The 24690-nt window shown below is 72.4% G+C and carries 16 protein-coding genes and 2 pseudogenes; 11 read left to right on the forward strand and 7 right to left on the reverse strand.

Annotated features, from left to right (window positions below; translation table 11 throughout):
* Window positions 1-8: 8 nt before the first annotated feature.
* Both OHB41_RS00810 and OHB41_RS00815 read right to left on the reverse strand, forming a co-directional pair.
* On the reverse strand, window positions 9-431 hold the full coding sequence (locus OHB41_RS00810) for a hypothetical protein (protein WP_266696015.1): 423 nt from the start codon (window positions 429-431) through the stop codon (window positions 9-11).
* Window positions 432-597: 166 nt separating this feature from the next.
* Window positions 598-1299, reverse strand: a complete 702-nt coding sequence (locus tag OHB41_RS00815) for an AAA family ATPase (protein WP_266696016.1) — start codon at window positions 1297-1299, stop codon at window positions 598-600.
* A 394-nt stretch (window positions 1300-1693) separates the two neighbouring features.
* Here OHB41_RS00815 and OHB41_RS00820 point away from each other — a divergent pair.
* Together OHB41_RS00820 and OHB41_RS00825 are read left to right on the forward strand one after the other, a co-directional pair.
* Window positions 1694-1831: pseudogene (locus tag OHB41_RS00820) on the forward strand (2-phosphosulfolactate phosphatase); the annotation flags it as partial.
* Window positions 1832-2138: 307 nt separating this feature from the next.
* Window positions 2139-4109, forward strand: coding sequence for a potassium transporter Kup (locus OHB41_RS00825; protein WP_266696017.1), 1971 nt, complete (start codon window positions 2139-2141; stop codon window positions 4107-4109).
* A gap of 359 nt (window positions 4110-4468) precedes the next feature.
* Here OHB41_RS00825 and OHB41_RS00830 read toward each other — a convergent pair whose 3' ends face one another.
* Together OHB41_RS00830 and OHB41_RS00835 are read right to left on the reverse strand one after the other, a co-directional pair.
* The gene (locus tag OHB41_RS00830; protein ID WP_266696018.1) at window positions 4469-5152 is read right to left on the reverse strand and encodes a hypothetical protein; all 684 of its coding nucleotides are present in this window, start codon (window positions 5150-5152) and stop codon (window positions 4469-4471) included.
* Between the two features lie 176 nt (window positions 5153-5328).
* Window positions 5329-5613, reverse strand: coding sequence for a hypothetical protein (locus OHB41_RS00835; protein WP_266696019.1), 285 nt, complete (start codon window positions 5611-5613; stop codon window positions 5329-5331).
* Between the two features lie 591 nt (window positions 5614-6204).
* Here OHB41_RS00835 and OHB41_RS00840 point away from each other — a divergent pair.
* The 3 genes from OHB41_RS00840 to OHB41_RS00850 all read left to right on the forward strand — a co-directional run bounded on the left by OHB41_RS00840 (window position 6205) and on the right by OHB41_RS00850 (window position 13349).
* On the forward strand, window positions 6205-9486 hold the full coding sequence (locus OHB41_RS00840) for an FtsX-like permease family protein (RefSeq protein ID WP_266696020.1): 3282 nt from the start codon (window positions 6205-6207) through the stop codon (window positions 9484-9486).
* 1 nt (window position 9487) lies between these two features.
* Complete coding sequence (locus OHB41_RS00845; protein ID WP_266696021.1) at window positions 9488-12250, forward strand: FtsX-like permease family protein; 2763 nt, start codon at window positions 9488-9490, stop codon at window positions 12248-12250.
* A gap of 142 nt (window positions 12251-12392) precedes the next feature.
* The gene (locus tag OHB41_RS00850; protein WP_266696022.1) at window positions 12393-13349 is read left to right on the forward strand and encodes an ABC transporter ATP-binding protein; all 957 of its coding nucleotides are present in this window, start codon (window positions 12393-12395) and stop codon (window positions 13347-13349) included.
* A gap of 63 nt (window positions 13350-13412) precedes the next feature.
* Here OHB41_RS00850 and OHB41_RS00855 read toward each other — a convergent pair whose 3' ends face one another.
* Window positions 13413-14114 carry an ABC transporter ATP-binding protein gene (locus tag OHB41_RS00855; RefSeq protein ID WP_266696023.1) on the reverse strand — a complete coding sequence of 234 codons (702 nt, stop codon included), beginning with the start codon at window positions 14112-14114 and terminating at the stop codon, window positions 13413-13415.
* Between the two features lie 411 nt (window positions 14115-14525).
* On the opposite strand from OHB41_RS00855, the gene OHB41_RS00860 reads away from it, so the two are divergent.
* The 4 genes from OHB41_RS00860 to OHB41_RS00875 all read left to right on the forward strand — a co-directional run bounded on the left by OHB41_RS00860 (window position 14526) and on the right by OHB41_RS00875 (window position 20118).
* Window positions 14526-14870 carry a Dyp-type peroxidase gene (locus OHB41_RS00860; RefSeq protein ID WP_266696024.1) on the forward strand — a complete coding sequence of 115 codons (345 nt, stop codon included), beginning with the start codon at window positions 14526-14528 and terminating at the stop codon, window positions 14868-14870.
* 59 nt (window positions 14871-14929) lie between these two features.
* Window positions 14930-15814, forward strand: a complete 885-nt coding sequence (locus OHB41_RS00865) for a bile acid:sodium symporter family protein (RefSeq protein WP_266696025.1) — start codon at window positions 14930-14932, stop codon at window positions 15812-15814.
* Window positions 15815-16429: 615 nt separating this feature from the next.
* Window positions 16430-19066, forward strand: coding sequence for an alpha-L-rhamnosidase-related protein (locus OHB41_RS00870; protein ID WP_266696026.1), 2637 nt, complete (start codon window positions 16430-16432; stop codon window positions 19064-19066).
* Window positions 19067-19740: 674 nt separating this feature from the next.
* Window positions 19741-20118 (forward strand): hypothetical protein, encoded by a 378-nt coding sequence (locus OHB41_RS00875; protein WP_266696027.1) that lies wholly within the window; start codon window positions 19741-19743, stop codon window positions 20116-20118.
* 101 nt (window positions 20119-20219) lie between these two features.
* On the opposite strand, the gene OHB41_RS00880 is transcribed toward OHB41_RS00875, so the two are convergent.
* Window positions 20220-20450 carry a DUF6332 family protein gene (locus OHB41_RS00880; protein WP_266696028.1) on the reverse strand — a complete coding sequence of 77 codons (231 nt, stop codon included), beginning with the start codon at window positions 20448-20450 and terminating at the stop codon, window positions 20220-20222.
* A gap of 250 nt (window positions 20451-20700) precedes the next feature.
* Window positions 20701-22148, reverse strand: a pseudogene (locus OHB41_RS00885) (dihydrolipoyl dehydrogenase family protein).
* A gap of 472 nt (window positions 22149-22620) precedes the next feature.
* Between OHB41_RS00885 and OHB41_RS00890 the strand changes: the two are divergent.
* Entirely contained in the window at window positions 22621-23340 is a 720-nt protein-coding gene (locus OHB41_RS00890) for a hypothetical protein (RefSeq protein WP_266696029.1), read from the forward strand.
* A 400-nt stretch (window positions 23341-23740) separates the two neighbouring features.
* The gene (locus OHB41_RS00895) at window positions 23741-24685 is read left to right on the forward strand and encodes an ADP-ribosylglycohydrolase family protein (protein ID WP_266696030.1); all 945 of its coding nucleotides are present in this window, start codon (window positions 23741-23743) and stop codon (window positions 24683-24685) included.
* The last annotated feature ends 5 nt before the right edge of the window (window positions 24686-24690 follow it).

Raw genomic sequence — 24690 nt, forward strand, 5'->3', positions numbered from 1 at the left:
ACGCCTGGTCAGGCGGAAGTGAAAACCTCCTCGGGAGCGTCGTCGAGGACGAATCCGTTGTCGAGCCGGACCCGGACCGTGACGCGGAGCATCCGTCGCTGGTAGGAGACCCAGTGCTCTTCCAAGGCCCCTACCTGTTCCTCCAGTTGCTTTCTGCTCTCCGACGGCATCTGGTGGCCGAAGTCTTCGAGGAGCGACTTGAGGCGCAGGTACTCACGGACATCGTGGCTCTGCTGCCGGTGATGCTCGTCCACACGCTCGACGGTGCCCTCGATGCCCTCTGCCAGGGCCAGAGAGGCGGCGAAGGCACCCGTCTCCTCCAGAGGCTCCCCGGCTGGGGTCACCGACCCGGCCAACCGGAGATCCGCCGCCAGCCGCACCCGTTGGCCCACGTTCAACGTCATCGATCCTTCGTCTTCCTCGTCGGTCACCGGCGATCCGGTACACGTGGCGTCGCCAGGCCTACCGGAGGAAACAGGATCATCCCATCCTCACCTCCGGTCCCGACACGGTCGAAGCCCTCGCCGACGCTCACCCGGGACCACCTGGCGGGCGGCGGTACTACCGGGCCGAACTACGCGACCGTTCTACACGTGATCAGTGCCAACTGCCCTGCACACCGTTGGTCTCGCCGGTCCCCAGAAGATTTTTCAGGAACCGGCCCGGCGCTCCGAGGAACTCGCGTGTCAGACGCACGGGGAGGGCCTGATCGAATTCGACCTGCTCCAGTCCGCCTTCGTCGGAGATCTCCATGATTGTCGCGCCGGGGAGGGCGAGGAGTACCGGTGAGTGTGTGGCCACGAGGAACTGGCTGCCCTGTGCGGCGAGTTCGTGCATGCGGGCCAGGAGGGCAAGGCAGCTCTGGACGGAGAGGGCGGCCTCCGGCTCGTCCAGCAGGTACAGCCCCGAGGGCCCGAAACGATGGGTGGCCAGATCGAGAAACGACTCTCCATGGGAGCGCTCATGCGGAGAGACCCCGCCGTAGGCCGGCAGCAGTGGCCGTCCTCCGGCTGCGTTGAGCCTTTCGATCTCGCTGGCCACGTTGTAGTAGGACTCCGCCCGCAGGAAGAAGTCGGTGCGAGGCTTGCGGATCCCCCAGGCCAGGATCAGGTGGTTACCCAGCTCGGATTCGGTGGCACGGGTGGCGAACCGGAAGTTGCGGCTACCGCCCTCCGGATTGAACCCTGCCGCCACCGCGATCGCCTCGATCAGCGTCGATTTGCCTGCGCCGTTCTCCCCCACCAGGAACGTGACCCCCGGCGGCAGGGTGAGTGCGCCTGAACAGGCGAGTCGCCTCACAGCGGGAAGGCTGAAGGGGTACCGGCCGTCGTCGACGCCAGGGGCCAGCCGGATCTGCTGGATGAACCTGCCGTTTCCGGACGTCATGAGGCACCCACCACGCTTGCGTGCAGGGCCGTGACCCGACGCCTGTTCTGCGGCGAAAGTTCGTCGTTGGCCACGCGGACTCCCGAACATCCTGGCTGCAAGGCGAATGGCTGCGTTTCCACGTCACGCTACAGGCCCTCTCCGACACTTTGGGGGTAGGTGATCCCAAGCGAGACCGCGCCCACTGAGTTCCGCGGTTTCGGGAAGGGAAGTCCACCGACCCGAGCCGCAACGCCTTCTGGCCCGAGCAGGAGGCCTACGCCACCACGACGTCGTGCCTGTGCCGACATCGCACGCGCGGGGATGGTCCCGTGCCGCCGCCGAGCCGGCGGAGAGCGTGCGTCAAGGGGGCCATCCTGATGACGTCGCGCTCTGTCTTGGGCCCGACCGGTTCCCCTTTGCCACGGTGGCGACCTTGAAGAACTCGCTCATGGTCCCCCGTCCGTGCCGTCCGTGCGTCCTGCCGTCGCCGTCCGTGCGTCCCGCCGTCGCCGAGAGACGGGGCGTCGGCGTCATCGCCGGTGAGGTCCGGCTCTCTCCCCGTCGGCACCGCCCACAGCGACCACGACGTGGTGTTCACGGCGTCGATGGCGGCCGCTGCCGTGGCGACCTTCCTGCTCCTGCCGAAGACCGCGTCAGAAACACCGAGGGAGACAGAGCGGCGCCCTTGCCGACGGTCAGGCCCGGGATCGGTATCGTCCGCCCTGATGCCCCGAGTCCGCGGCCGGCGGCCGGCACCGAGGAGGAACACCATGGCCGACCGCCAGCAGGGAACCGCGTCGGATGACGGATCCGCGTCACGGGCACCGGAGGTCCGCCGGGCGAGCGCGCACGACTCGGTGCGCCTCGCGGTGGTCATCGGTGCTCTCGGCGTGGTCTTCGGCGATATCGGCACCAGCCCCATCTACACCCTCCAGACGGTGTTCAACCCGAGCGACCCGCACCCCGTCCCGGTCACCACGGACCATGTGTACGGGGTGGTCTCCCTGGTGTTCTGGTCGGTGATGGTCATCGTCACGGTCACGTACGTGCTGCTGGCGATGCGCGCCGACAACGACGGCGAGGGCGGCATCATGGCGCTGATCACCCAGCTGCGGCGGTGGAGTTCGCAACGTGGGCGGCAGGCCGCCGCCGTACTCGCCGCGCTGGGCATCTTCGGTGCCTCGCTGTTCTTCGGTGACAGCATGATCACCCCGGCGATCTCGGTGCTCTCCGCGGTCGAAGGGCTCAAGGTCGTCGAGCCGTCGCTGGGCAGCGCGGTCGTGCCCATCACCGCGGTGATCATCATCATGCTGTTCTTGGTGCAGCGCCGGGGAACCGCCGCGGTGGGCCGGGTGTTCGGGCCGGTCATGATCGTCTGGTTCGTCGCCATCGGCGCGTGCGGCGTCGCCGGCATCGCCGACCACCCGGACATCCTCAAGGCGCTGTCACCGACGTACGCGCTGGGCTTCCTCTTCGGGCACTGGGGCACGGCCTTCTTCGCGCTGGCCGCGATCGTGCTCGCGGTCACCGGCGCCGAGGCGCTCTACGCGGACATGGGGCACTTCGGCCGCCGGGCGATCACCCGAGGCTGGATGTTCCTCGTACTGCCCGCCTGTGTCCTGAGCTACATGGGTCAGGGCGCGCTGATCCTCGACGATCCGGACAACATCAGCAGTCCGTTCTTCCTGCTCGTGCCCGACTGGGGCCGCTGGCCGATGGTCGTCCTGGCGACGGCGGCGACCGTGATCGCCTCCCAGGCCGTGATCACCGGCGCGTACTCGGTCGCCTCCCAGGCGGCCCAGCTCGGCTACCTGCCGAGGCTGCGCATCGCACACACCTCCGAATCCACCATCGGCCAGATCTACGTCCCCTGGATCAACTGGCTCCTGATGGTCTCGGTACTCACCCTGGTCTTCGCCTTCCGCAGCTCCGCGGCGCTGGCCTACGCGTTCGGCATGGCGGTCACCGGCACCATCACCATCACCACCCTGCTCTTCTTCTATGTCGCCCGCGCCAAGTGGGGTACGCCCCGGTGGCTGCTCGCCATCGGCGCCGGCGTGCTGCTGTCCGTGGACCTGCTGTTCATGGCGGCCAACATGACCAAGATCGTCCACGGAGCGTGGCTGCCGCTGCTCATCGCCCTCACCGCGTTCACGGTCATGACGACCTGGCAACGGGGCCGCGAACTCGTCACCGCGGAACGAGCACGCCAGGAAGGGCCGCTGCCCGAGTTCATCGACCACCTCCGCGCAGGGCGGATGGAGACGCTCCGGGCGCCCGGCACGGCCGTCTTCCTGAACCGGGGCAAGGAGACCGCGCCCCTGGCCATGCGAGCCAACGTCGAGCACAACCATGTACGGCACGAGCATGTCGTGATCCTGTCCATCGGGACCGAGCCCGTGCCCCGCGTTCCGGCCGACCAGCGGATCGCCATCGACGACCTCGGGTATGCCGACGACGGGATCATCCACGTCACCGCCCGGTTCGGCTACATGGAGACACCGGACGTGCCCGCCACGCTGGCTCTGCTCGACCCGGCCGAAACCGAAGGGCCGCTGCAACTCGACCAGGTGTCCTACTTCCTGTCGAAGATCGAGCTCCGGCGCGGCAAGGCCCCGACGATGGCGCCCTGGCGCAAGCGGCTGTTCATCGCCACCTCCTACATCTCGGCCGATGCCGCCGAGTACTTCGGCCTTCCCCGCGACCGCACGGTCATCATGGGCTCGCACGTCGAGGTGTGAGAGGGAGCTCGGACGGCTCGGCGCATCAGGAGGTCACCGTGCGGTGGGCTCGCACCGCCGGCGTCAAAGGATGTTCGTGCGCCGGGCGTTGACGTGGTGGCGGCCGCGGGGGCACCGGGCGTCACTCCTGTATCAGGCCGGCTCTCGAAACGCTGCCCATCGCGTCGGGGAGGAACGCCCTGGCCACGAGACCAGAGACTCAGTGAGCCCCAGGAGACCTCATGGGATGTCGCACACCCCTGCGTCCGGTGCAGAGGTTCACGATGCCGGAGGAGGCGCCCCGTCGGCCTGGCGGCACAGCTGACGACTCTGCCCGGGACGGGGCGGGGCACGTCGTGACCGCCCCTGCCGCCCGGTGGTCAGCCTTGCCGAATGAGCTGTTCCAGTCTCTCGGTGACGTGGTCCTCGCCGTAGCCGAACCGCGTGCCGAGTGCCCGGTAGTGGCTGTACTGCTCCTGGGTGAGGGACGGGGTCACAATGGCGAGCAACCGCAGCAACAGCCGGAATCCGAGGTCGGCATCAACGTCGGTGACGACCTCCTCGACGGCCTCCAGCGACTCGGCGACCGCTCCGGACGCCAGTGCGACGTGGCCGCTGTCGGCAACGCCTCGGCCGACCGGGACTGCCGATGCGCGGATCTCCGCGACGACGGCCGTACGTAGTTCCTCCTCGTTGAGGTTCGGCCGGGCATACCAGTGTCCGGGGGCGTGTCTGCGCTCGAGTTGCGGCCAGCGCTCGGCGAGCCGGCGCAGCCAGCCCCGGACGCCCGACTCGCACGCCGCCGGATCGAAGCGCCCGTGCGCGGCGGCGAGCCACGCCGTGCGGACGATGTCGTCCGGCAACGGAGAGTCCAGGAGACAGCGCACGTCGACGCCCAGCTCGACCGCGCCCTCGCCCTCGGTGGCAGCGGCGACCTCGGACGCGAGACGCAGTGCCTGTGCCTCGTCGGGGGATCCGGCCGTCACGGACAGCCTTTCGGCGAGTGCGCTGAGGCCGAAGTCGCCCTCGTAGAGAATGCCGTACTGCTCACGCTGCCTCGCCATGGTGAGTTGCCCTGCCTTCGAAATACGTCGGCGGGTGGGCCCGTCCTGTTGCCGGCACGGGCCCACCCGCGGGTTGGAAAGTCAGCCGTTCACACCGTGTGTCTGGGTGCCTGTCGGGCTCCCCTTGCATGGAGGGCATCCAGCTCCTTGCGCGCCGCGTCCCGGTCCGCCTCGTACTAGCCGGCGAGCGGGGTCTTCTCCCAGCACTCGCGGTCGGCGAGCGTATGAAGCTGGCCGGGGGGCTGGTTCAGGCCGTCCTGCGCGGTCGTGGCCATGGACGGGCCGCCCAGCCGCAGCACATCGGCCATGAGGCACTGGTACTGACTCAACTGCTCGGCACCCGTGTCCACATGCCAGTCGTAGGAGTCACCCACCGGGCCGGCATCCGCTCCACGGCCGATCAGGTCGGGCTGGACGGCCAGCCCGCCGAGGACGGCCGGTACGACGGCATGGCGAAGCAACCCCTCCCCGTGGGCGACGGTGTTCCCCCGGTCGCCGAATGACTGACGCGTGTGTCCGGACTGGTCAGGATCCACCGCACGCGGTGGTCACCATAGACAGAGAACACGTGAACGGAACAGGAAAACTCAGGGCGTCCACGCGCACGCACACCGCTCCCAGCAGACAAGACGGTTCCGGCATACGTAGTTCACGTGCGCACCCCGTGCGATGTCACGACCCCGAGCCGCAGGCGGCGGAGCCGGGAAGCCGGCGGGGACCGATGCCGGGGACACCAGCGCGGCAGGCGAGCACCGCCGCGCCGCCCGCCGAGACCACGACCCCGCTTCACTACCGGCCTCGGGCACGCGCACTCCTATCCACCGCACACGGCTCCCTCGGCATCGGGGTCGACACCGTCCGCAACGGCTTCCGGCTGGAGTGACGGCTGAAGCCGGCTTGCCCGCGCGGACGCCGTCACGATCCGGTCAAGGCCGCTTCACCACCGCTTACCCCACTGCGTCCGGTCTGACAAGATCACCGGAAGGTCCGGGTGACGGTGACGACGGAGGTTCGGGGGAAGCCGGGTGGCGACGTACGGGGGGAGTTCCGGGGTGCGTTCAGGGCGTGCCGTGCTCGTGCTGGCGAGGGCGCGGGCGCATCGCACGTTGGTCGCCGCCGCGCTCGTCACCGTGTTGCTGGCCACGTCGGTGCTGGCGGCGCTGGCCGCGTACTCGAGCGCGATCGGTGACGCGGCCCTGCGCCATTCGCTGGCGGAGCCGCGCAACGCCGCCGACGCCGCGCTGGTCGTCAAGGCCGAGGTCGCGGCCGATCGGCGGCCCGCCGCCGACACCGCCGTTCGCGAGGGAGCGCGCCGTACCTTCGACGGGCTGCCGGTTACCGTGCGGACGCTGGTGCGCTCCGGCCCGTACGCCCTGCCCGCGACCACCCGGGCCGCGGCCACCCGGGCGGGCGACGATCCCGACCTCACGCACTTCGCGGCGCTCGACTCCACGCAGGTGCGGCTCAGCGAGGGGCGCCTGCCCCACGCGGGCACGTCGGACGTCGAGGTGGCGTTGCCCGAGACCGCCGCGCGGCGGCTGCGGTTGGCGCCGGGCGCCCGCCTCACCGTCACCGACCGGCTCGACGGGCCGCCGGTGCGGATCCTCGTCACCGGCGTGTACCGGCCCGCCGAACCCGCCTCCCCGTACTGGCTGCTGGACGAACTGGGCGGCCGGGGCGTGCGGACGTCCGCCTTCACCACCTACGGCCCCCTGCTGACGGCGCCCTCCGTCGTCACCGGCGGCCGGGTGAGCGACGGGCCGTCGGCGTGGCTCGCCACCGCCGACTTCACCCGCCTCACCGCCGGCCGCATCGACGCCCTGCGTGCCTCCGCGCGCACCGGGCCGGCCGCCCTGCTCAAGCTGCCCACCGGGGACGGCAGCAAGGGCGGTACGGCCGGCCGGGCGACCGCGACCACTGCTCTCCCCGCGGTCCTCGACCGGGTCGAGCGTTCGCTGCTCGTCTCCCGCTCCACTCTCCTGATCGTCGCCCTCCAGCTCGCCCTGCTCGCGGCTTGCGCGCTGCTGCTCGTGGCCCGGCTGCTCGCTGCCGAACGCACCGGCGAGACCCGGCTGCTGCGCGCCCGCGGTGCCTCGCGCGCCGCCCTCGCCGGCCTCGCCGCCCGGGAGGCGCTGCTGCTGGCGGGGCCCGCGCTACTGATCGCCCCGCTGCTGGCCGGCCCGCTGGTCCGGCTGCTGGCCGAGCGGGGGGCGCTGGCCCGGCTCGGCCTGGACCTGGAGGTGCCGGCCGGCGGACGGCCCGGGGTGTGGCTGACGGCGGCCGGTGTGGCGCTGGGGTGCGCGCTGGCGGTGACGGTTCCGGCGGTCGCGTCGAGCGGGTTCCGCACCTTGCGCGCCCGTTCGCTGTCCGCTCCGCTGCGGGCCGGGGCGGACCTGGGGCTGGTGGCGGTGGCCGGGGTCGCCTACTGGCGGCTGGACAGCCGCACGTCGGGCGCCGTGAGCGCGGACATGACCGGCGCCTGGGGCATCGACCCGCTGCTGGTCGCCGCGCCCGCCCTCGCGCTGCTGGCGGGCGCGGTCCTGACGCTGCGTCTGCTGCCGACGGCCGCCCGGCTCGTCGAACGCCGCACGACGAGCGGGCGGGGACTGGCCGGAGCGCTGGCCGGCTGGCAGCTCAGCCGCCGTCCGGGGCGCGGCGCCGGTCCCGTGCTTCTGCTCGTGCTGGCCGTCGCGCTCGGCGTACTGGCGATCGGCCAGGGCTCCTCCTGGGAGCGCTCGCAGGGCGACCAGGCCGACTTCGCGGCGGGCGCGCCGGTCCGGGTCCTGGGCAACGGCCCCGCCGAGCTGGGCAGCACACAGGACTACGCGGCCGTGCCCCGTGTGCGCGAGGCCGTCCCGGCCGTGCGGACGACCCTGCCGCTGTCGGGGGACCGCACGGCGACGGTGCTGGCACTGGACACCGCGCACGCGGCGGACACCGTCCTGCTGCGTCCGGACCTGGCGCCGGTCCCGGCGAAGCAGTTGCTGGCGGAGCTGGGTGCGTCCGGTGCGTCGGCGGGCGCGCGCGTGCCCGCGGGGGCGACCCGGCTGACGCTGACGGCGAGTCTGCGCAGTTCGGTGCGGGGCACGAAGAGCGCGGCGACCGTGACCCAGACGCTGGAGGACGATCACGGCGTCCCCTACCCGTTGCCGTCCGGCAGCCTCCCCGCCGACGGCCGCCCGCACCCCCTGTCCGTCGAACTGCCGAGCGGTCATGGACCGTTGACGCTCACCGGGGTACAGCTCATGCTGCCCATGCCGCCCCTCCACGCGGAACAGCACACCTTGACCCTCGACGCCCTGACCGCGGCGACCGCCGCCGGCACGGCCCGGCGGGTACCCCTGCCGGCGTCCTGGACCGCGGCCTCCGACACCTACGGGGAGGGCCCGGCCGACGCCAAGACCTCCCCGGGCCGCCCGCGCGTGCGCGCCGCCGCGCACCCGACCCTGGTGTACGGCACGGGCTACGTCCCGTCCGACCAGTCCTGGCTCACCCCGTCCCTGGCGCTGCGTATGCAGGTGACACAGCCCCGGACCACCGCGGTGGCCGCCCTGGCCACCGACCGTTTCCTCGCGTCCGGCGGGGCCCGCCCCGGTCAGACGATGGACCTCACCTTCGAGGGGCAGAGCGTGCCCGTGCGGATCGTGCGCGCCGTACGGCAGTTGCCGACGGCGCAGGGCGGGGAGGGAGAGGGGGACGGCGGCGCCGTACTCGTCGATCTGCACGCCGTGAACCGGTTCCTCCAGGTGCGTTACGGGGCCGCCCTCGCGCCCACCGAGTGGTGGCTGCGGCCGGACTCGCCCTCGGACAGCGCGGGCATCGCCGCCGCTCTGCGCGCCCGGCCCGACCTCGATCCCGGGCAGATCGTCGTGCGCGACGAGATCGCCGCGGAGCTGCGGGACGACCCGTTCGGGGCGGCCCCGCAGGCCGCGTTCACCGCGGCGGCCGGGGCGGCGGCGCTGCTGGCCGCGCTCGGGTTCGCGGTGAGCGCGGCCGGGGCGCTGCGCGAGCGGAACGCCGAGTTCGCGATCCTGCGCGCCCTGGGCGCCCCCCGGCGCCGGCTGGCCCGTGCCGTCGCCGCCGAGCACGGCGTGCTGGTCGCGCTGGCGCTGGCCGTGGGCACGGGCCTGGGCGTCGCCCTGACCCGTGCGGTGCTGCCGCTCATCGTCCTGACCGGGGAGGCCACCCGCCCGGTACCGGATCTGCTGGTGGAGGTGCCGCCGTTGCGGGTGGCCGTGCTGCTGGTGGCCGTGGCCGCCGTCCCGGTCGTCGTCGTGGTGCTGCTGGCGGTGCGTCAGGCCGATCCGGTGCGGGTGCTGCGGGAGGGGGAGTGACATGGTGATCCCGTTCAGGCGTGTGGAGAGTGCCGCCGCTCCCTGGGTCCGCACCCGTCTGCGGTCGGCCCCCGGTGCCGCTCTCGCCCTCGCGCTGCTGGTGGCGGTGACCGCCTGCCTGGCCGCCGCGTTCCCGCGCGCGCTGGAGCGGTACGAGGACGCGGGCCTGCGCCACTCCGTCGAGCAGGTGCCTCCCTCCCGGAGCGTCGTCCAGCTGTACGCCTCGGCGCCCCTGGCGGACCTGCCGCAAGGCCGGCGTGAGCAGGCGCTGCGACCCGCCACCGTGAAGCGCCAGTACGACAGCATCCTCGGCACCGTGCAGCGCCCCTTCGTCCCCGACCTCGGCCAGTCGTCGTACGGCGTGACCACTTCCGTCAACCAGCAGGTGCCCGACCGCTGGCTGCCCCGGCCGGACGCGCTGCCCGCCAAGGTCGCCCTCGTCGCCCAGGCGGGCCTGGCCGGCCACTCCCGGCTGAGCGAGGGCCGTCTGCCCCGCGTCTCCGGCACGGTCACCACGGCGACGCCCGAGGTGGAGGCGGCGGTCAGCACGGACACCGCCAAGACCCTGCACGTGAAGGTGGGTTCGGTACTGCACGTTCCCGGCGCGGGCCGCGGCGCGCTCGTCGTCCGGGTCACCGGCATCGTCGCCCCGCGCGACCGGGACGGCGCCTACTGGGCGACGGACCCCCTGCTGCGCACGCCCGTGCTGACGCGGGTCAAGCCCGCCGACCCGTACTCGGCCCGGTACTGGGTCGGCGCCGTGCTGCTGCCGCCCGAGGCGGCCCCCGCGCTCCTGGGCACCGAGGGGCGGCCGTACCGCTACTGGCGGCTGGCCCCCTTCCCGGACACCCTGCACGCCCGCGATCTGGGCGCTCTCCAGTCCGCTCTCGCCTCCTTGGTGTCGGGCCCCGGCCTCCACCAGGTGAGCACGGTCACCGGCTCCCTCACGGACGCCTACACCGAGCTCGACGACGTGCTCGCCTCCTACTCCCGCCTGCACTCCGGCGTCCTGGCGCTGATCTCGGTCGCGGCGTTCGGCAGCGGTACGGTCGCCGCCGTCGTCCTGGCGATGGCGGGCGGCCTGGCCGCCGACCGCCGCCGCACCGAACTGGCCCTGCTGCGCGCCCGCGGCGCCTCGCTGCGGGGACTTGCCGCCCGCCTGTTCGCGGAGACGGCGGTGGTCGCCGTCCCGGCCGGAGCGCTCGGCCTGGCGGTGGCGGTGCGGGCCCTCCCCGGCGCCCGGGTCCTGCCCGCCGTAATGGCCGCCCTCGCGGTCACGGTCGTCGCCTGCGCCGCCCTCCCCCTGCGTGCGGCGGCCGCCCACCGGCTCGTCCGCGTCCCCGCGCTCCGCCAGGACGTGACGTCGGTACGCCCGTCCCGGCGGCGTACGGTCGCGGAGCTGACGCTGGTGGCGGTGGCCGCCGGCGCGGTGGTGAGCCTGCGCCGGCAGGGCACGTCCGACGGGTCCGGCGATCAGCTGATCTCGGCGGCGCCCGTGCTGGTGGGTGTCATCGCCGCGCTGCTGCTGGTACGCCTCTACCCCCTTCCCCTGCGGGGCATGGCCGGCCCGGCCGGGCGGCTGCGCGGTGTGGTGAGCCATCTGTCCCTGGCCCGGGCCGGCCGCAGTTCCGCGTCCGCGGTGCTGCCGCTGCTCGCCCTGCTCACCGCCCTGACCACGGCCTCGTTCGGCGGTTCGGTCCTGGCGGGTATCGGCGAGGCCCGGGACCACTCGGCGCTCCTCGCCGTCGGGGCCGACGCCCGGCTGGAGTCGATGACGGATCCGCTGCCCGCGGGACTGACCGACCGGGTGCGCCGGGTCTCCGGCGTGCGGGACGTGGCGGCAGTGAGCGTCGCGTACCAGGCGAAGCCCAACGACGGGCGCCGGACGGTGCCGGTGGTGGGCGTGGATCCCGGCCGTTACGCGGAGTTGACGCGGCGGACGGGACTCGGTGCCTTCTCCGAAGGAGCGCTGAAGAAGGGCCGGGGCGCCCCGGCGGCCGGCGCCGTGCTGCCCGCCGTGGCCTCCCCGAGCGTGGCGGACACCTACGGCTCGGCTCCGTTCCCCGTCAGGATGGAGGACGGCAGCAGGGTCAACGTCCGCATCGTCACCGTCCGGGACATCACTCCGGCCGTGATGGGCACCGACTTCCTGGTGGTGGACCGCGCCGGCCTCGGCGCCACCGCGGCCAGGCCGACCGCGCTGCTGGTGACGGGCCCGGAAGCGGACGGCCATGCTCTGCGCGAGGCGGCGGCCGGGCACGCGGTGTCGGTCCACCTCCGCGCCGACGAGAGGGCCCGGTACGTCGACTCCCCCCTCCAGGCCGGCGCGGAGCACCTCTACACGGCGGCGGTGGCGGCGGGCGCCGGCTACGCCGTGCTCGCGCTGCTCCTGTCACTCCTGCGCGCGGCTCCCGAGCGCATCGCGCTGCTCGCACGGCTGCGCACCATGGGTCTCACCCGTCCGCAGGGCCGCCGCCTGCTCGTCCTGGAGTCCCTTCCCCAGGCCGTGCTCGCCGCGGTGGGCGGCGTCCTGACCGGCTGGGCCGCGATCCGCCTGCTCTCCCCCGGCATGGACCTGATCGCGGTGGCTCTGCCGCCCTCGATCGCCCCCTTGGAGCGGGCCCCGCTGCACACGGACGCCTGGTCGCTGACGGTGCCGGCGGTGGCCGTGGTGGCGGTGACGGTGGGAATCGCCTGCGTACAGGCGTGGTGGGCGGGGAGGCGAGGAGCGGTGCGGGAGTTGAGAGCAGGTGACACGAGGTGAGAAGGGCAGCGCACCCCGTCCCCGACGGCCCCGGCCCCCACCCTGGCAGCCCCCGCCCTGGTGACCCTCGTCCGCACGCTGCGGCTCCGGCGCGCACCCGGCCGGCCGCGTCCCCCGTTGACCAAGGAGCCCGATGCCGCCGATGACGACGAATCCCACCCTCGCCGAACTGGCCGACAAGGCGACCGCCAGCCGCGCGCGGCCCGCCTACGGCCACGACGCCCTCATCACCTGCGACCGTCTGGTCCGTGTCTTCTCCGCGGACGGCGTGGAGGTGCAGGCCCTCCAGGGCCTCGACCTGCTCGTCCGCAAGGGCGAACTCATGGCCCTGGTGGGCGCCTCGGGCAGCGGCAAGTCCACCCTGATGAACATCCTGGCCGGCCTGGACACCCCCACTGCCGGGGCGGCTCAGGTCGCGGGCCACAACCTGCTTGCCATGACCGCGAAGGACCGCCTGCACTACCGGCGCAGGGTGGTCGGCTTCATCTGGCAGCAGACGTCCCGCAACCTGCTGCCGTATCTCACCGCGGCCCAGAACGTCGCCCTGCCCCTCCAACTGGCGGGCGGGCGGCGCCGCTCCCGGGCCCGCGCCGACCATGCCCTGGAACTCATGGAGTTGCTCCAGGTCGCCGACTGCCGGGACCGCCGCCCGCATGAGATGTCCGGCGGTCAGCAGCAGCGGGTCGCCATCGCCGTGGCTCTCGCCTGCGACCCGGCGGTACTGCTCGCCGACGAACCCACCGGCGAGCTCGACTCCCACACCGCCCAGCAGACGTTCGCCGCCTTCCGCACGGCGAACGAGGAGTTGGGCACCACCATCGTCATCGTCACCCATGACCGCGCCGTGGCCACCGAGGTCCGCCGCACGGTCGCCATCCGCGACGGCCGCACCTCCACGGAGGTCCTGCGCCGCAGCGAGGTCGACGAGACCACCGGCCACGAGACGCTGGTGGCCCGCGAGTACGCGATGCTCGACCGGGCAGGCCGCCTCCAGCTGCCCGCCGAGTACACGAGGACGCTGGGCATGCGCGATCGGGTGGCGCTGGATCTGGAGGAGGACCACATCACCGTATGGCCGGACGACAGCGGGCACAGCTGATCGCCGGCCCGTGACCGGACAGCAGGTGCGCGGGTCGCGACCCCGGTGAGGCGGCGGCCCGGCCTACTCCCCCGTCTCGTCCCGTATCTCCCCGTCGCGCATCTCCAGCACCCGGTCGGCCAGGTCGAGCAGCGTCGCGTCGTGCGTGGCCACCAGGGCGGTGACCTGTTCGCTGCGCACGACCGCGCGCAGCAGTTCCATCACGGCATGGCCGGTCTCCGCGTCCAGCTGGCCGGTGGGCTCGTCGGCGATCAGCAGCGAGGGGTTGTTGGCCAGGGCGCGGGCGATGGCGACCCGCTGCTGCTGGCCGCCGGAGAGCTCGCCGGGCCGCTGGGCCGCGTGGTCGGCGAGGCCCACCAGGGACAGCAGCAGCTCGACCCGCTCCTCGCGCTCCCGTACGTCGGCCCGGCGCATGCGCATGGGCACGCCCACGTTCTCCGCGGCCGTCAGGATCGGGATGAGGCCGAAGGACTGGAACACGAAGCCGATCCGGTCCCGGCGCAGCGCCAGCAGGCCGTCCTCACCGAGTTCCGACAGGTCCATGCCCTCCACGGTGACCCGGCCCCGGTCCGGTACGTCGAGCCCTCCGACGATGTTCAGCAGGGTGGTCTTCCCGGAGCCCGAGCGCCCCTTGAGCGCGATGAGCTCACCGCGGGGGATGTCGAAGGAGACGCCGCGCAGGGCATGGACGGCGGCGGCTCCCTGACCGTACGACTTGTGGACGTTCTCGACGCGCACCATGGTCTCGGTGACGACCTGGCTCATGTGTCCTCCCTTGATCCCCCGTGGGCCGGGCATCAGTATCGCTGCCTGCCGCCAGGCCCTCCATGCCCGGGTGCCGAAGGGACGGGCGGCGTACCGCGTCGGCATCGCCACGGCCGGATGCCGGGGTGCGGTCCTGGCCGGTGCTGCCGGTCGGCGCGGTGCGACCGGGCCGGGCAGGGGTGTCTCTCCCCCGTTGCCGCTCCCCGGGCGGGTGGATGTGGTCCGTGCGAATATGAGAGAGATTGTTTCCGGCCAGTAACTGGCGGCGGGAGCGCACATGGAGATCAGGCCGCAGGCGGCGATCCTCCCCAAGGACACCACTCAGCTCGAGCACGGGAAATACGGTCCCGTATTTCCGAAGACGCCGGCGTGCTACGGGTTCACCATCATGGCGAGGTGCGGCTGCATCGCATGATCAGACGAGGCGCCGTGTACGGTCCGCCGCTGCCCGAGGGAGTCCTGGAGGACGACGGGGCCGACCGCGGCCTGATGTTCGCGTTCGTCGGAGCGCACCTCGGGCGGCAGTTCGAGTTCGTCCAGTCGCAATGGATGAACGACGGTGTCTTCTTCGGTTCGGGTGGGGCCAAGGACCCTGTCACCGGAGCCCACGACGGCGTCACCGGTTTCACGATCCCCCGGCGGCCGGTGCGTCGGCGGCTGGCGCCCCTGCCGCGGTTCGTCGTCACCCGCGGTGGCGCCTACTGCTTTCTGCCGGGCCTGAGCGCCCTGCGCCGGCTCGGTGACCTCCAGGACTGACAGGACGGCGACGGGCGCGTCGGCACCGCAGGTACTCCGCCGACTGAGGGGAACGCCTCATGGACACCCTGCACATGCTGTTCAATGCCGTCACCGTGATCTTCATCGCGGCCACCATGTTCACGGCCGGCCTCGGGGCCACCGTCACGGCGCTGCGCGGTGTCTTCACCGACGTCCCGCTGCTGTCGCTCGCGCTGCTCACCAATCTGGTGGTCGTCCCGCTGCTGGGCTGGGGCATCGGCGAGCTGTTCGGCCTCCCTTCGGCGGCGTTCATCGCGCTCGTCCTGGTCGCCTCCTCGCCGGGCGGGCCCTTCGGGGCGAAGCTGGCCATGGTGCAACGCGGGGACGTCGTCGCCGGCGCGGCCATGCAGGTGCTGCTTGCCGCCGTAGGCAGCCTCACCTTCGCCCCGACCGTCAACGGCATCCTCACCGCCGCGGGCCTCGGCAAGGACGTCTCCCTCGATGTCTCGACGCTGGTGCGGACCGTGGCCGTCCTGCAACTCGTGCCGTTCGTCGTCGGCTTGCTGCTGCGCCGTTACGCCGCGCCCACCGCACGGTCGTGGCACCCCGCGGCGGCCATGGTGTCGAACGTGACCTTCTTGTTCGTCCTCGCGGGCATGCTGTTCGGCAACTGGAGTGACGTGGTGGCACTCTTCGGCTCGCTCGCGCTCCTCGCGGGCTTCGTGCTCGCGGCCGTCACCTTCGCTGTCGGGACCCTGCTGGCCACCGGTCCGTCGGTACGCCGTACGGCCATGGGCGGCGTCGCCGCGGTACGTAACGCTGGGCCCGCCCTGGCCGCGATCGGTATCGCCTTCGACGACCAGCCCGCCGTCCTGGGCGCGCTTGCCGCGATCCTGCTCAGCGGCCTGGCGGCTGCCCTCCCGATCGCTGCCGTCCTCAGTGGCCGCCGAAGCCGCCTCGCGGCACCGGACGGCACACCCTGACAGGGTTGTCCTCTGTTCCGGGCAGCCCGCTCACGCCGGTGTGAGCGGGCTGCCCGGTCCAGCGGGCGCCATGAGTCCGGACGCGCGCATCGAGCGGACGAGGCGGCGGCCGGCCGGACTCCGAGCCGAGGGGCGCCCGGCCGCATCACTCCGACCGCCTCACCCTGGCGCAGGCCGCGCGGACCCGGGTGTGGTTCGCCACCAGGTTCGGGGTGCAGCTCGCCTATGAGCGGCGGGAGTTGCGGGGCCGGGGCTGTCGCCGAGACGGTCGCCCGGACCGACCGCGGTGCGCCGGCGGTGCGGACACGGTGCGGACACGAGCTGACGGTGGCAGAGACCGCGCCGGCGTTCCCTCAGGACGCGCGGCTTCCGCGTCGGCTCTCCTGCCGGGCGTCAGGGCGACAAAGGTGACTGCCGCTCCGAAGTCGCCTGCGATGCAGGCCAGTCGGCGCGGCCGTGCCGGTGGGCGGAGGCCCGTCCGCACCTCCGCCGGTTCCGGTCGGGCGCGGCAGAACAACGGTCCGCGGTATGTACGCCGCGGGAAAGCCTGGGATAAGTTCTCCCCGCACCCCCGCTTTGAATCGTTTCAATACGAGTCCACAGGGACGAGGTTCCATGTCGCCGAGCCGCAACATCCCCCAGCCCCCGAACGACCCCGCCCGCCGCACCGTCATCGCCGCGGGAGCCGGCCTGGCGGCACTCTCCGCCGTGGGCCTCCCCCTCGCCGCGGCGTCCCCGGCCGCGGCCGCCCCCGCCGGCGAAGCCCCGGACGCGGTGCCGCGCGGCAGAACCTCCTGGCACCGATACGTGCAGGGCCCCGCCGGTCGCACCGTCCGGCCGGTGGCCGTCACCGCGAGCACCGGCGACGTACGCCTCCCCGAAGCCCTGCTCAAGCCCGGCGGGCCCGTCACCGTCCTGCGCCGTCCCCAGCCCGTCGCCGCACCCCGGTGGCCCGAGGGCAGTACGGCAGTCGCCTCCTCCTCGCACGCGGGCAACAACGGGAACGACGGCAGCCCGCGCACCTACGACGCGGGCAACGCCATCGACGGCAACCCCGACACGTTCTGGAACGACGACACTCTGGGCGTCTTCCCGGACACGCTCACGATCACCGTTCCCTCGGCCCAGCAGTTGTCGGGCATCACCGTGATATCCAACAGCGACGGAGTGCCCACCGACTTCACGGTCGAGACCTGGCAGAACGACGCCTGGCACACGGCCGCCACGGTTTCCGATAACGATGTCATCCAGCGGGCCGTCCCGTTCGACCAGCCCGTCTCCACGACCCGGGTCCGCATCACGGTCACGAATGTGCAGAACACGCCGCGCGGTGCGTTCACCCGGGTCAACGAGGTGTGGCCCGCCGCTGTGGCGCCGGTCGAAGTCCCCAGCGTCACGGTCGACTTCGGCAAGGTCGTCGTGGGATACCCCCGCATCCGCTTCGCTTCCGCTTCGGCCAACTCCCCCGGCGTACGCGTCGCCTTCTCCGAGACCGAACAATTCCTCACCGAACGCTCCGACTTCACCCGCTCCGACCAGGCCGGCGGCGCGGGCCAGGGCACCGACCAGTTCGCCGTTCCGGCGGGCGGTACCACCTGGAAGGACCAGAAGGGCTTCCTCCGGGACGGCAAGGTCTACGCCGACGGCCTGCACGGATTCCGCTATCTCAAGATCACTCTCGATGCGCTGGCGGCCGACGCACCCGTCGCCCAGCCCTGGGGCACCGTCGACATCGACTCCGTCGACCTGGACTTCACCGGCTACGTGGGGACGCCCAGCACCTACCGCGGCTGGTTCCTGTGCTCCGACGACGACCTCAACCGGTACTGGTACGGAGCCTCCTACACCAACGAGCTCGTCACCGACACCTTCCGCCAGGACGACGTGGATCCCCGCAACGCGTGGAGCGCGTCCCTGGAGGGCCGGCTGGTGCTGCATGACGGAGCCAAACGCGACCGGGACCCCTACGTCGGCGACCTCGCCGTCTCCGCGCGCACCCTCTACCTCACCCACGACGACACCGCCGCGGCCGCCCGCAACGTCCTGGCCGACCTCGCCGACCACCAGCGGGCCGACGGATGGATCCCCCCGGCCTCCATCTCCGGATACGAACTGCCCCTGTTCGACTATCCGCTGTGGTGGGTGACGTGCAGCTGGGACTACGTCCTGTACACCGGCGACCGCTCCTACGCGTCCCGCTACTACCCGCACCTGGTCAAGGTGCTGGACACCTGGTACCCGAGCGTCACCGACGACGCCGGACTGCTGAGCAAGGGCCTCAACGACACCGGTGGCTACGGCGACTACGCCTTCCTCGGCCGCACCGGCAGAATCACCTACTACAACGTCCTGTACGTGCAGGCGCTCAACGACAGCGCGGCACTGGCCCGTTGGCTCGGGCACGAGGCGGACGCCCGGCGGTGGTCCGACCGCGCCCGGGAGGTCGCCGACGCGGTCAACACCCACCTGTGGGACGAGACCGCCGGAGCCTATCTCGACTCGTCGACCGGAGCCGTGCGGCATGCCCAGGACGGCAACTCCCTCGCCATCACCGCCGGCGTCGCCGAGACCCGGCGAGCCGCCTCCGCGCTCGACCACCTCGACGCGACCACGCACCTGCCGTACGGCAACGCCTTCATGGACAACGACACCATCTTCGACGGCGCGTCCCAGCGCGTGTACGCCTTCACCTCCTACCCCGAGATCGTCGCCAGGTTCGAGACCGGACGGGCCTCCTCGGCACTCGACCAGATCAGGCGCACCTACGGCTGGATGGACAGCCACGACCCCGGTGTCACCCACTGGGAGGGCATCGGTCCCGGCGGTTCCCTCTACGAAGGGGCCTATACGAGCATGGCGCACGGATGGTCCACGGGCGTGCTGCCGGCGCTGACCCACCAACTCCTGGGCGCCAGGCCGACATCGCCCGGATACGCCCGCTGGGAAGTCCGCCCCAACCCAGGGGACGTGGCCTGGGCACAGGGACGACTCCCCACCCCCGCGGGACCGTTGGAGGTCGAGTGGACGAACACGGCGACGTCGTTCACTCTCACGCTTCAGGTGCCCCACGGCACCCGCGGCCTGGCCGCGCTGCCCGTCAGCGGCTCGTCCGTGGTGGTACGGGACGAAAGCCGCGTTCTCTGGGACGGCCACCGCGCGTCGGACCCCCGTGTGACGATGGACGGTGACCGCGTCACCGTCTCCGGCCTGGGACCCGGCAGGCACCGCCTCAGCGTCACGCGGCGGCGATAGCCGCGCCGGGGGCCTTCCGAAGGCGCTGGTCGTCGGCCACTGCCGGCTCGTCGTCAGTGCGCGGTGCCATGGTGCGTTCCGCCGCACGACCTCGATGTGCTGCCGAAGGACAGCGATTCCGTCCTTCAGCAGGCCGAGGACGGCCCCCGGTGCCCCGGCGTGTCGTCGGGGCGCGCGGCCTCGGAGGCTCCGTCACAGGTGACGGGGCCGTCCTCCTGGCAGACGGCCCACAGGCTTGCGCCGGAGGTTCCGCCGGCCCAGCGAGCCCTGCCGTTCCCGTCCGGCCCAGGCGTCGCCCGCGGCGCTGGGTTACGAACCGAGTCGGGCCCGGCTCACAGCCGGGGCCCCTCGTCGCCGCTCCGGGTCCGGGTGCGTCGAAGGCGCAGCGTCCGATCGTGGTGAAGACGTAGCCGAGTCGCGCAGAGGGGCCGGCGTGCCGGGCGGCCCTGGCAGACGTTTTCGATCGCGTGGGCCGCCGCGTGGGCCGTCCACCCCGCACCCGGAGACGCTCCCAGGGTGGAGCCGCGGTCGGCGGTCGTGATTACCTGCTCCCCGCACGCGACCGCACACGCGCCCCCGCCCGCGCCCAAAATCTTTGCCGACATCCGGGGTCCAGGCCTCACCGTGGGAAAACTCAACATGACGAACGTCGTCCAGCCCAGCGGGGAGTGCCTGTGACCCGACCCGAAACCGCCTGCGCCCTCGGCGCCACCATCCTCACAGCCGGCGGCACCGCCACCGCCATCCACCACCTGTGGTGGGAGACCGGTGTGTTCGGGGCTCTCGCGCTCTTCCTGGCCGAGGGCGTGCTCCGACGACGCCGCGCACGCCACGGCAGGGAACGCCGGGCCCGCGTCCAGGCGGAACGTGCCGAACTGGCCGCCCGCGGCCCCGCACCACTCCCCGTCCCCTGCTGCCGGATCTGGAAGTCCTCCGAAGGTGCCGTGCACGGGGCCGACTGCACCCGGCCCCAGGCCGCGCGCACCACTCTCCGCGACGCGGAGCAGCGCATTCTCGACCAGCTCGACGACGACACCCGGGACACTGCGTGACCGGCCCGTCGTCCACGCCCCGCGGCGCACGCACCCGTCGCGTCGGGCCTGGCGGAGGATGCGGCGGTCACGCAGCCGGTGCCGCCGCGCACGGGCAGGCGTCACCAGCGCCACAAGCCGGATATCAGTCTGGCCAGGAACACTCCCGCTCCGGCCCATTTGCCGCAGATGATCAAAAGTCGTCGCGCATCGCCGTGCACCATGTCGAAGACCAGGGCGGGGCTGGCGACCAGGGCGAACGCGGCCCCGGCAAGGATCACGGCGGAAACGGCGACGTACATCGACTCGACGGTGCTCTCATCTTTCTGCGCCTGCGGCCGGGATGCCCCCATTGGTGGATTTTCCCCCGGGCGAGGGGGTCTCAATCCGACCACCGCATACGTAAGTCCCGGCGTGGGCAAGGGCGGTGACGTCCGGCCTGGTGCCGGAGCCGGCCGACCTCAGTCGGCGGCTGGGAGTCCGAGGAGAGGCCCCGCCCCGGTCAGCCGGGTGGTCTCGCCCGTGCCCGCCCGCGCCGCAGGAACAACCTGCGGGCACTGATACGCCCGCCGGCGGCGCGGCGCGGCCGGAAGGTCGCCAGGTTCAGTCGCGGTACGCCTTCATCAGGTGGAGCCACACCTCGCTGATCGTCGGGAAGCACGGCACCGCGTGCCAGAGGCGGTCCATGGTGATGCCTCCAGCCACGGCGACGGTCGCCGAGTGGAGGAGCTCGGCCACCCCGGGGCCGACGAAGGTGACGCCGAGGAGACGGTGGCCGTCCAGGTCGACCACCATCCTGGCCCGTCCCCGGTAGCCGTCCGCGTACAGGAACGCCCCCGGAACCGCGCCCAAGTCCACGTCGACGACCTTGGTCCGGTGGCCCGCCCGTTCCGCCTCGGCCGCGGTGAGTCCGACGGAGGCGGCTTCGGGGTCGCAGAAGAAGACCTGGGGGACCGCCTGGAAGTCGGCGGTCGTGGCATGGGCTCCCCACGCCGCCGTGTCGAGACTCTCTCCGCGGGCGAGGGCTCCGATGGCCTCTCCGGCGATGCGGGCCTGGTACTTGCCCTGGTGGGTGAGGAGGGCGTGGTGGTTGACGTCACCCGCCGCGTACAGCCAGCCGCCGTCGACCCCGCGGACGCGACAGGAGTCGTCGATGTCCAGCCAGGTTCCGGGGGCGAGCCCGACCGTGTCCAGGCCGATGTCGTCGGTGTGCGGGGTGCGTCCGGTGGCGAAGAGGACCTCGTCCGCTTCGAGTTCGTCGCCGCCGGCCAGCCGCACGGTGACGGGGCCGGCCGGGTCGGGCCTGCTCAGTGACACCACGTCGGTGTTCGTGCGCACGTCGACACCCGACTCTGCCAGGCCGTGCGCCACCTCTTCCCCGACGAAGGGCTCCATACGTGACAGCAGAGCGGATCCCCGGGCCAGGAGGGTGACCCGTGCGCCGAGTCCCTGCCAGGCGCTCGCCATCTCGACGGCGACACCGCCCCCGCCGATCACGACGAGGCTGCCGGGCACCTCCTCGGAATCGGTGGCCTTCCGGTTGTTCCACGGGCGCGCCTCCTCGATGCCGGGAAGGCCGGGGAGAAAGGCGCCGCTGCCGGTGCACACCACGACGCGTGCCGCGCCTCCAGCAGGTGCTGTGCGCCGTCCGGGCCCTCCACCGCCACGCGTCGCTCCCCCGCGAGGCGGCCGTGGCCGCGGACCAGCGTGGCCCCCAGCCCTGTCATGTTGGCGGCCTGCCCGCTGTCGTCCCAGTCCGATACGACACGGTCCCGGCGCGCGAAGGCGCCGCGCGCGTCCACCACGCCCGTGACCGCGGCGCTCGCCCCCTCGACCCGGCGTGCGTCGGCGACGGCGACCACGGGCCGCAACAGCGCCTTGCTCGGGATGCAGGCCCAGTACGAGCACTCGCCGCCTACGAGCTCCCGCTCGACCAGGGCGACCGAGAGACCGGCGGCCCGCGCCCGCTCGAGCACGGTCTGGCCCACGGGGCCGGCACCCACCACGATGACATCGTGGACATCGGTGTTGTCATGCGGCGTGGTTTCCATGACACATCCTCATTCATCGGTAAGGGAGTGCGGGGTTCCGCTCCCGCCGTGCCACCGGCAAGGGCCGACCGCGACGCTCAAGGGGCCACGTGGCAGCGGACGCGCTCGGCCGTCGCGATCAGCACAACTTCGAGTGCGTGCGGGTCGCGGCGGGTCCGGGCCATCAGGAGAACCCCCCGCGGCTTCGAGGAACACCACCGGGTCGCACGACGATCGGCGCCCTGATCATCACCCCAGCTTGCCCTGGCAGGGCCCGCCCAACGAGCCAACACCCCGTCGGCGAACACCACCGGCCGGTACAAACGGAGCCGGCCGTGCTCGGGCCTCACTCCTTTGGCAGGTGTGTGGGCCCTGCGGTGAGGAAGCGAGCGCCGAGGGGGCGGGTGCGGGCCGGGGCCCGTCCATGGTCCGTCCGGACCAATCGCGGCTCTCCTCCCGTACGGACGAACGGAAAGTACGGTAGGAATCCGACGTGAACGATCTGCTCACCGAAGTCATCGAGGCCCATGGCGGGACCGAACGCTGGGAGGAACTGACCCAGGCGCGGGCCACCCTTGTCAGCGGTGGCGACCTGTTCGCCATCAAGGGTCTGCCGCAGGACGTCACGCCACGCGTGATGACCGTCAGGCTGCACGAGGAGCACGCCTCGGTCCAGCCTTTCGGCGCTCACGACCAGAAGACCGACTTCACGCCCGGACGGGTGAGCATCGAGAAACTCGACGGGCAGGTGGTCGCCGAACGCGAGGACCCTCGGACGTCTTTCGCCGGACACACGCTCGAGACACCCTGGGACCCGCTGGACCGCGCCTACTTCAACGGCTACGCGTTGTGGACCTACCTCACCACGCCCTTCCTGCTTGCCATGCCCGGCTTCACGGTCACCGGCATCGAGCCATGGCGGGAGGGGGACGAGGTCTGGCCGGGGCTGCGTGCCGCCTTCCCGCCGCGGATCGCGAGCCACAGCACCCACCAGGACTTCTATTTCGGTCCCGACCGGCTCCTGCGGCGCCACGACTACCACGTCGACGTGGCCGGCGGATTCGCCGCCGCGCAGTACGTCCACGACCATACGGAAGCGGACGGCATCGTGCTGCCCACCAGACGCCGGGCCTACCGCCGCGACTCCGACGGTCGTCCGCTCCTGGGGCAGGTCATGGTCTCCATCGATCTCAGCGACGTCCACTTCAGCTGACCGGGAGCACGGCCTCTCCAAGTGCGCGGTGCCGGGGAAGAACTGACCTGGCCGGAATGCGTGACCTGCCGTGTGATGCGCCCCCACCCTGGTCTGTCGCGTCCGCGAGAAGGTGAGCGAGCAGACCCACCCGGCGTACAGGATGAACGAACGGCGGCACTGGTTCCGGTCACAGGCGGACTTCTTGCTCGGCGCGGCGGCCGGGGGTCATCCATCGGCGCGGCCCGCCCGGCGGTCGCGGGAAGCGCCGGCTGCCCTGGTGGGCGGCGGCCGCCCCGCCGGCGCCGCGATGTCCCGCCCGTAGGGACCTGAACTGGCGCTACGGGGTAATCCATTCGCCCGCCCGGCTCTCGTACGACGAGAATGCCGAGGCCAACGACGATTCACAAGGAGCTTCGCCATGACCGGTCCGCAGCACGCCCGCGACAGCCTGGACGGCCTGGTGATGGGCGACGCCTTCGGGGACAGTTGGTTCACGCGTTCCGACGAGGACACCGAAGGCCAGTGGGCGGCGCGGCGGTTGCGTCCGGCGCCGTGGTCGTGGACGGACGACTCCGCCATGGCTTTCGTCCTGTTCGCACACCTCATGACCCATGGGGAGGTCCGGCCGGGCGAGCTGGCGAAGGAGTTCGCCGCCGAGTACGACCGGGACCCGGGGCGCAAGTACGGTCCGTCCATGCACGGTGTGCTGCGGCGCATCGGGGAGGGTGAGGACTGGCAGACCGTGACCACGGCGCAGTTCGGGGGGCAGGGTTCCCACGGCAACGGCGCCGCTATGCGGGTCGCCCCTCTGGGGGCGTGGTTCCGGGACGACGTGGCGCTCGTGTGCGAGCAGGCCCGGCTGTCCGCGGTGGCCACGCACTCCCACCCGGAGGCTGTCGCGGGAGCCGTGGCCGTGGCGGTCGCCGCGGCGCTGGCGGCCGCCGGCCAGGGCCGGGACACCGCGCCGCGCGCGGAGTTCCTGCGGGAGATCGCCTCGCACGTGCCGGACAGTGACGTGCGCTCCGGGCTGCTGGTGGCCGCGAATCTCTCGCCCCGCGCGTCGGTTCGCCATGCGGCGTCCGTGATGGGCTCGGGAACACTGATCTCGGCTCCGGACACGGTGCCGTACGCCCTGTGGTCCGCCGCGGGGCATCTGGACGATCTCTCCGAGGCGTTGTGGCAGACCGTCGCCGGGTGGGGCGACCGCGACACCACCTGTGCCATCGCGGGTGGCGTCGTCGCGGCCCGAACCGGCACGGACGCGCTACCGGCGGCCTGGCTCCGAGCCCGCGAGGACATCCCCGCCTGGAGCCACTGGGGTTCCGCCGGGGCCGGCCGGCGTCACGTCGAGCACGCCGAATAGGTGGG

The organism is Streptomyces sp. NBC_01571, from assembly GCF_026339875.1.
Taxonomy (GTDB): domain Bacteria; phylum Actinomycetota; class Actinomycetes; order Streptomycetales; family Streptomycetaceae; genus Streptomyces.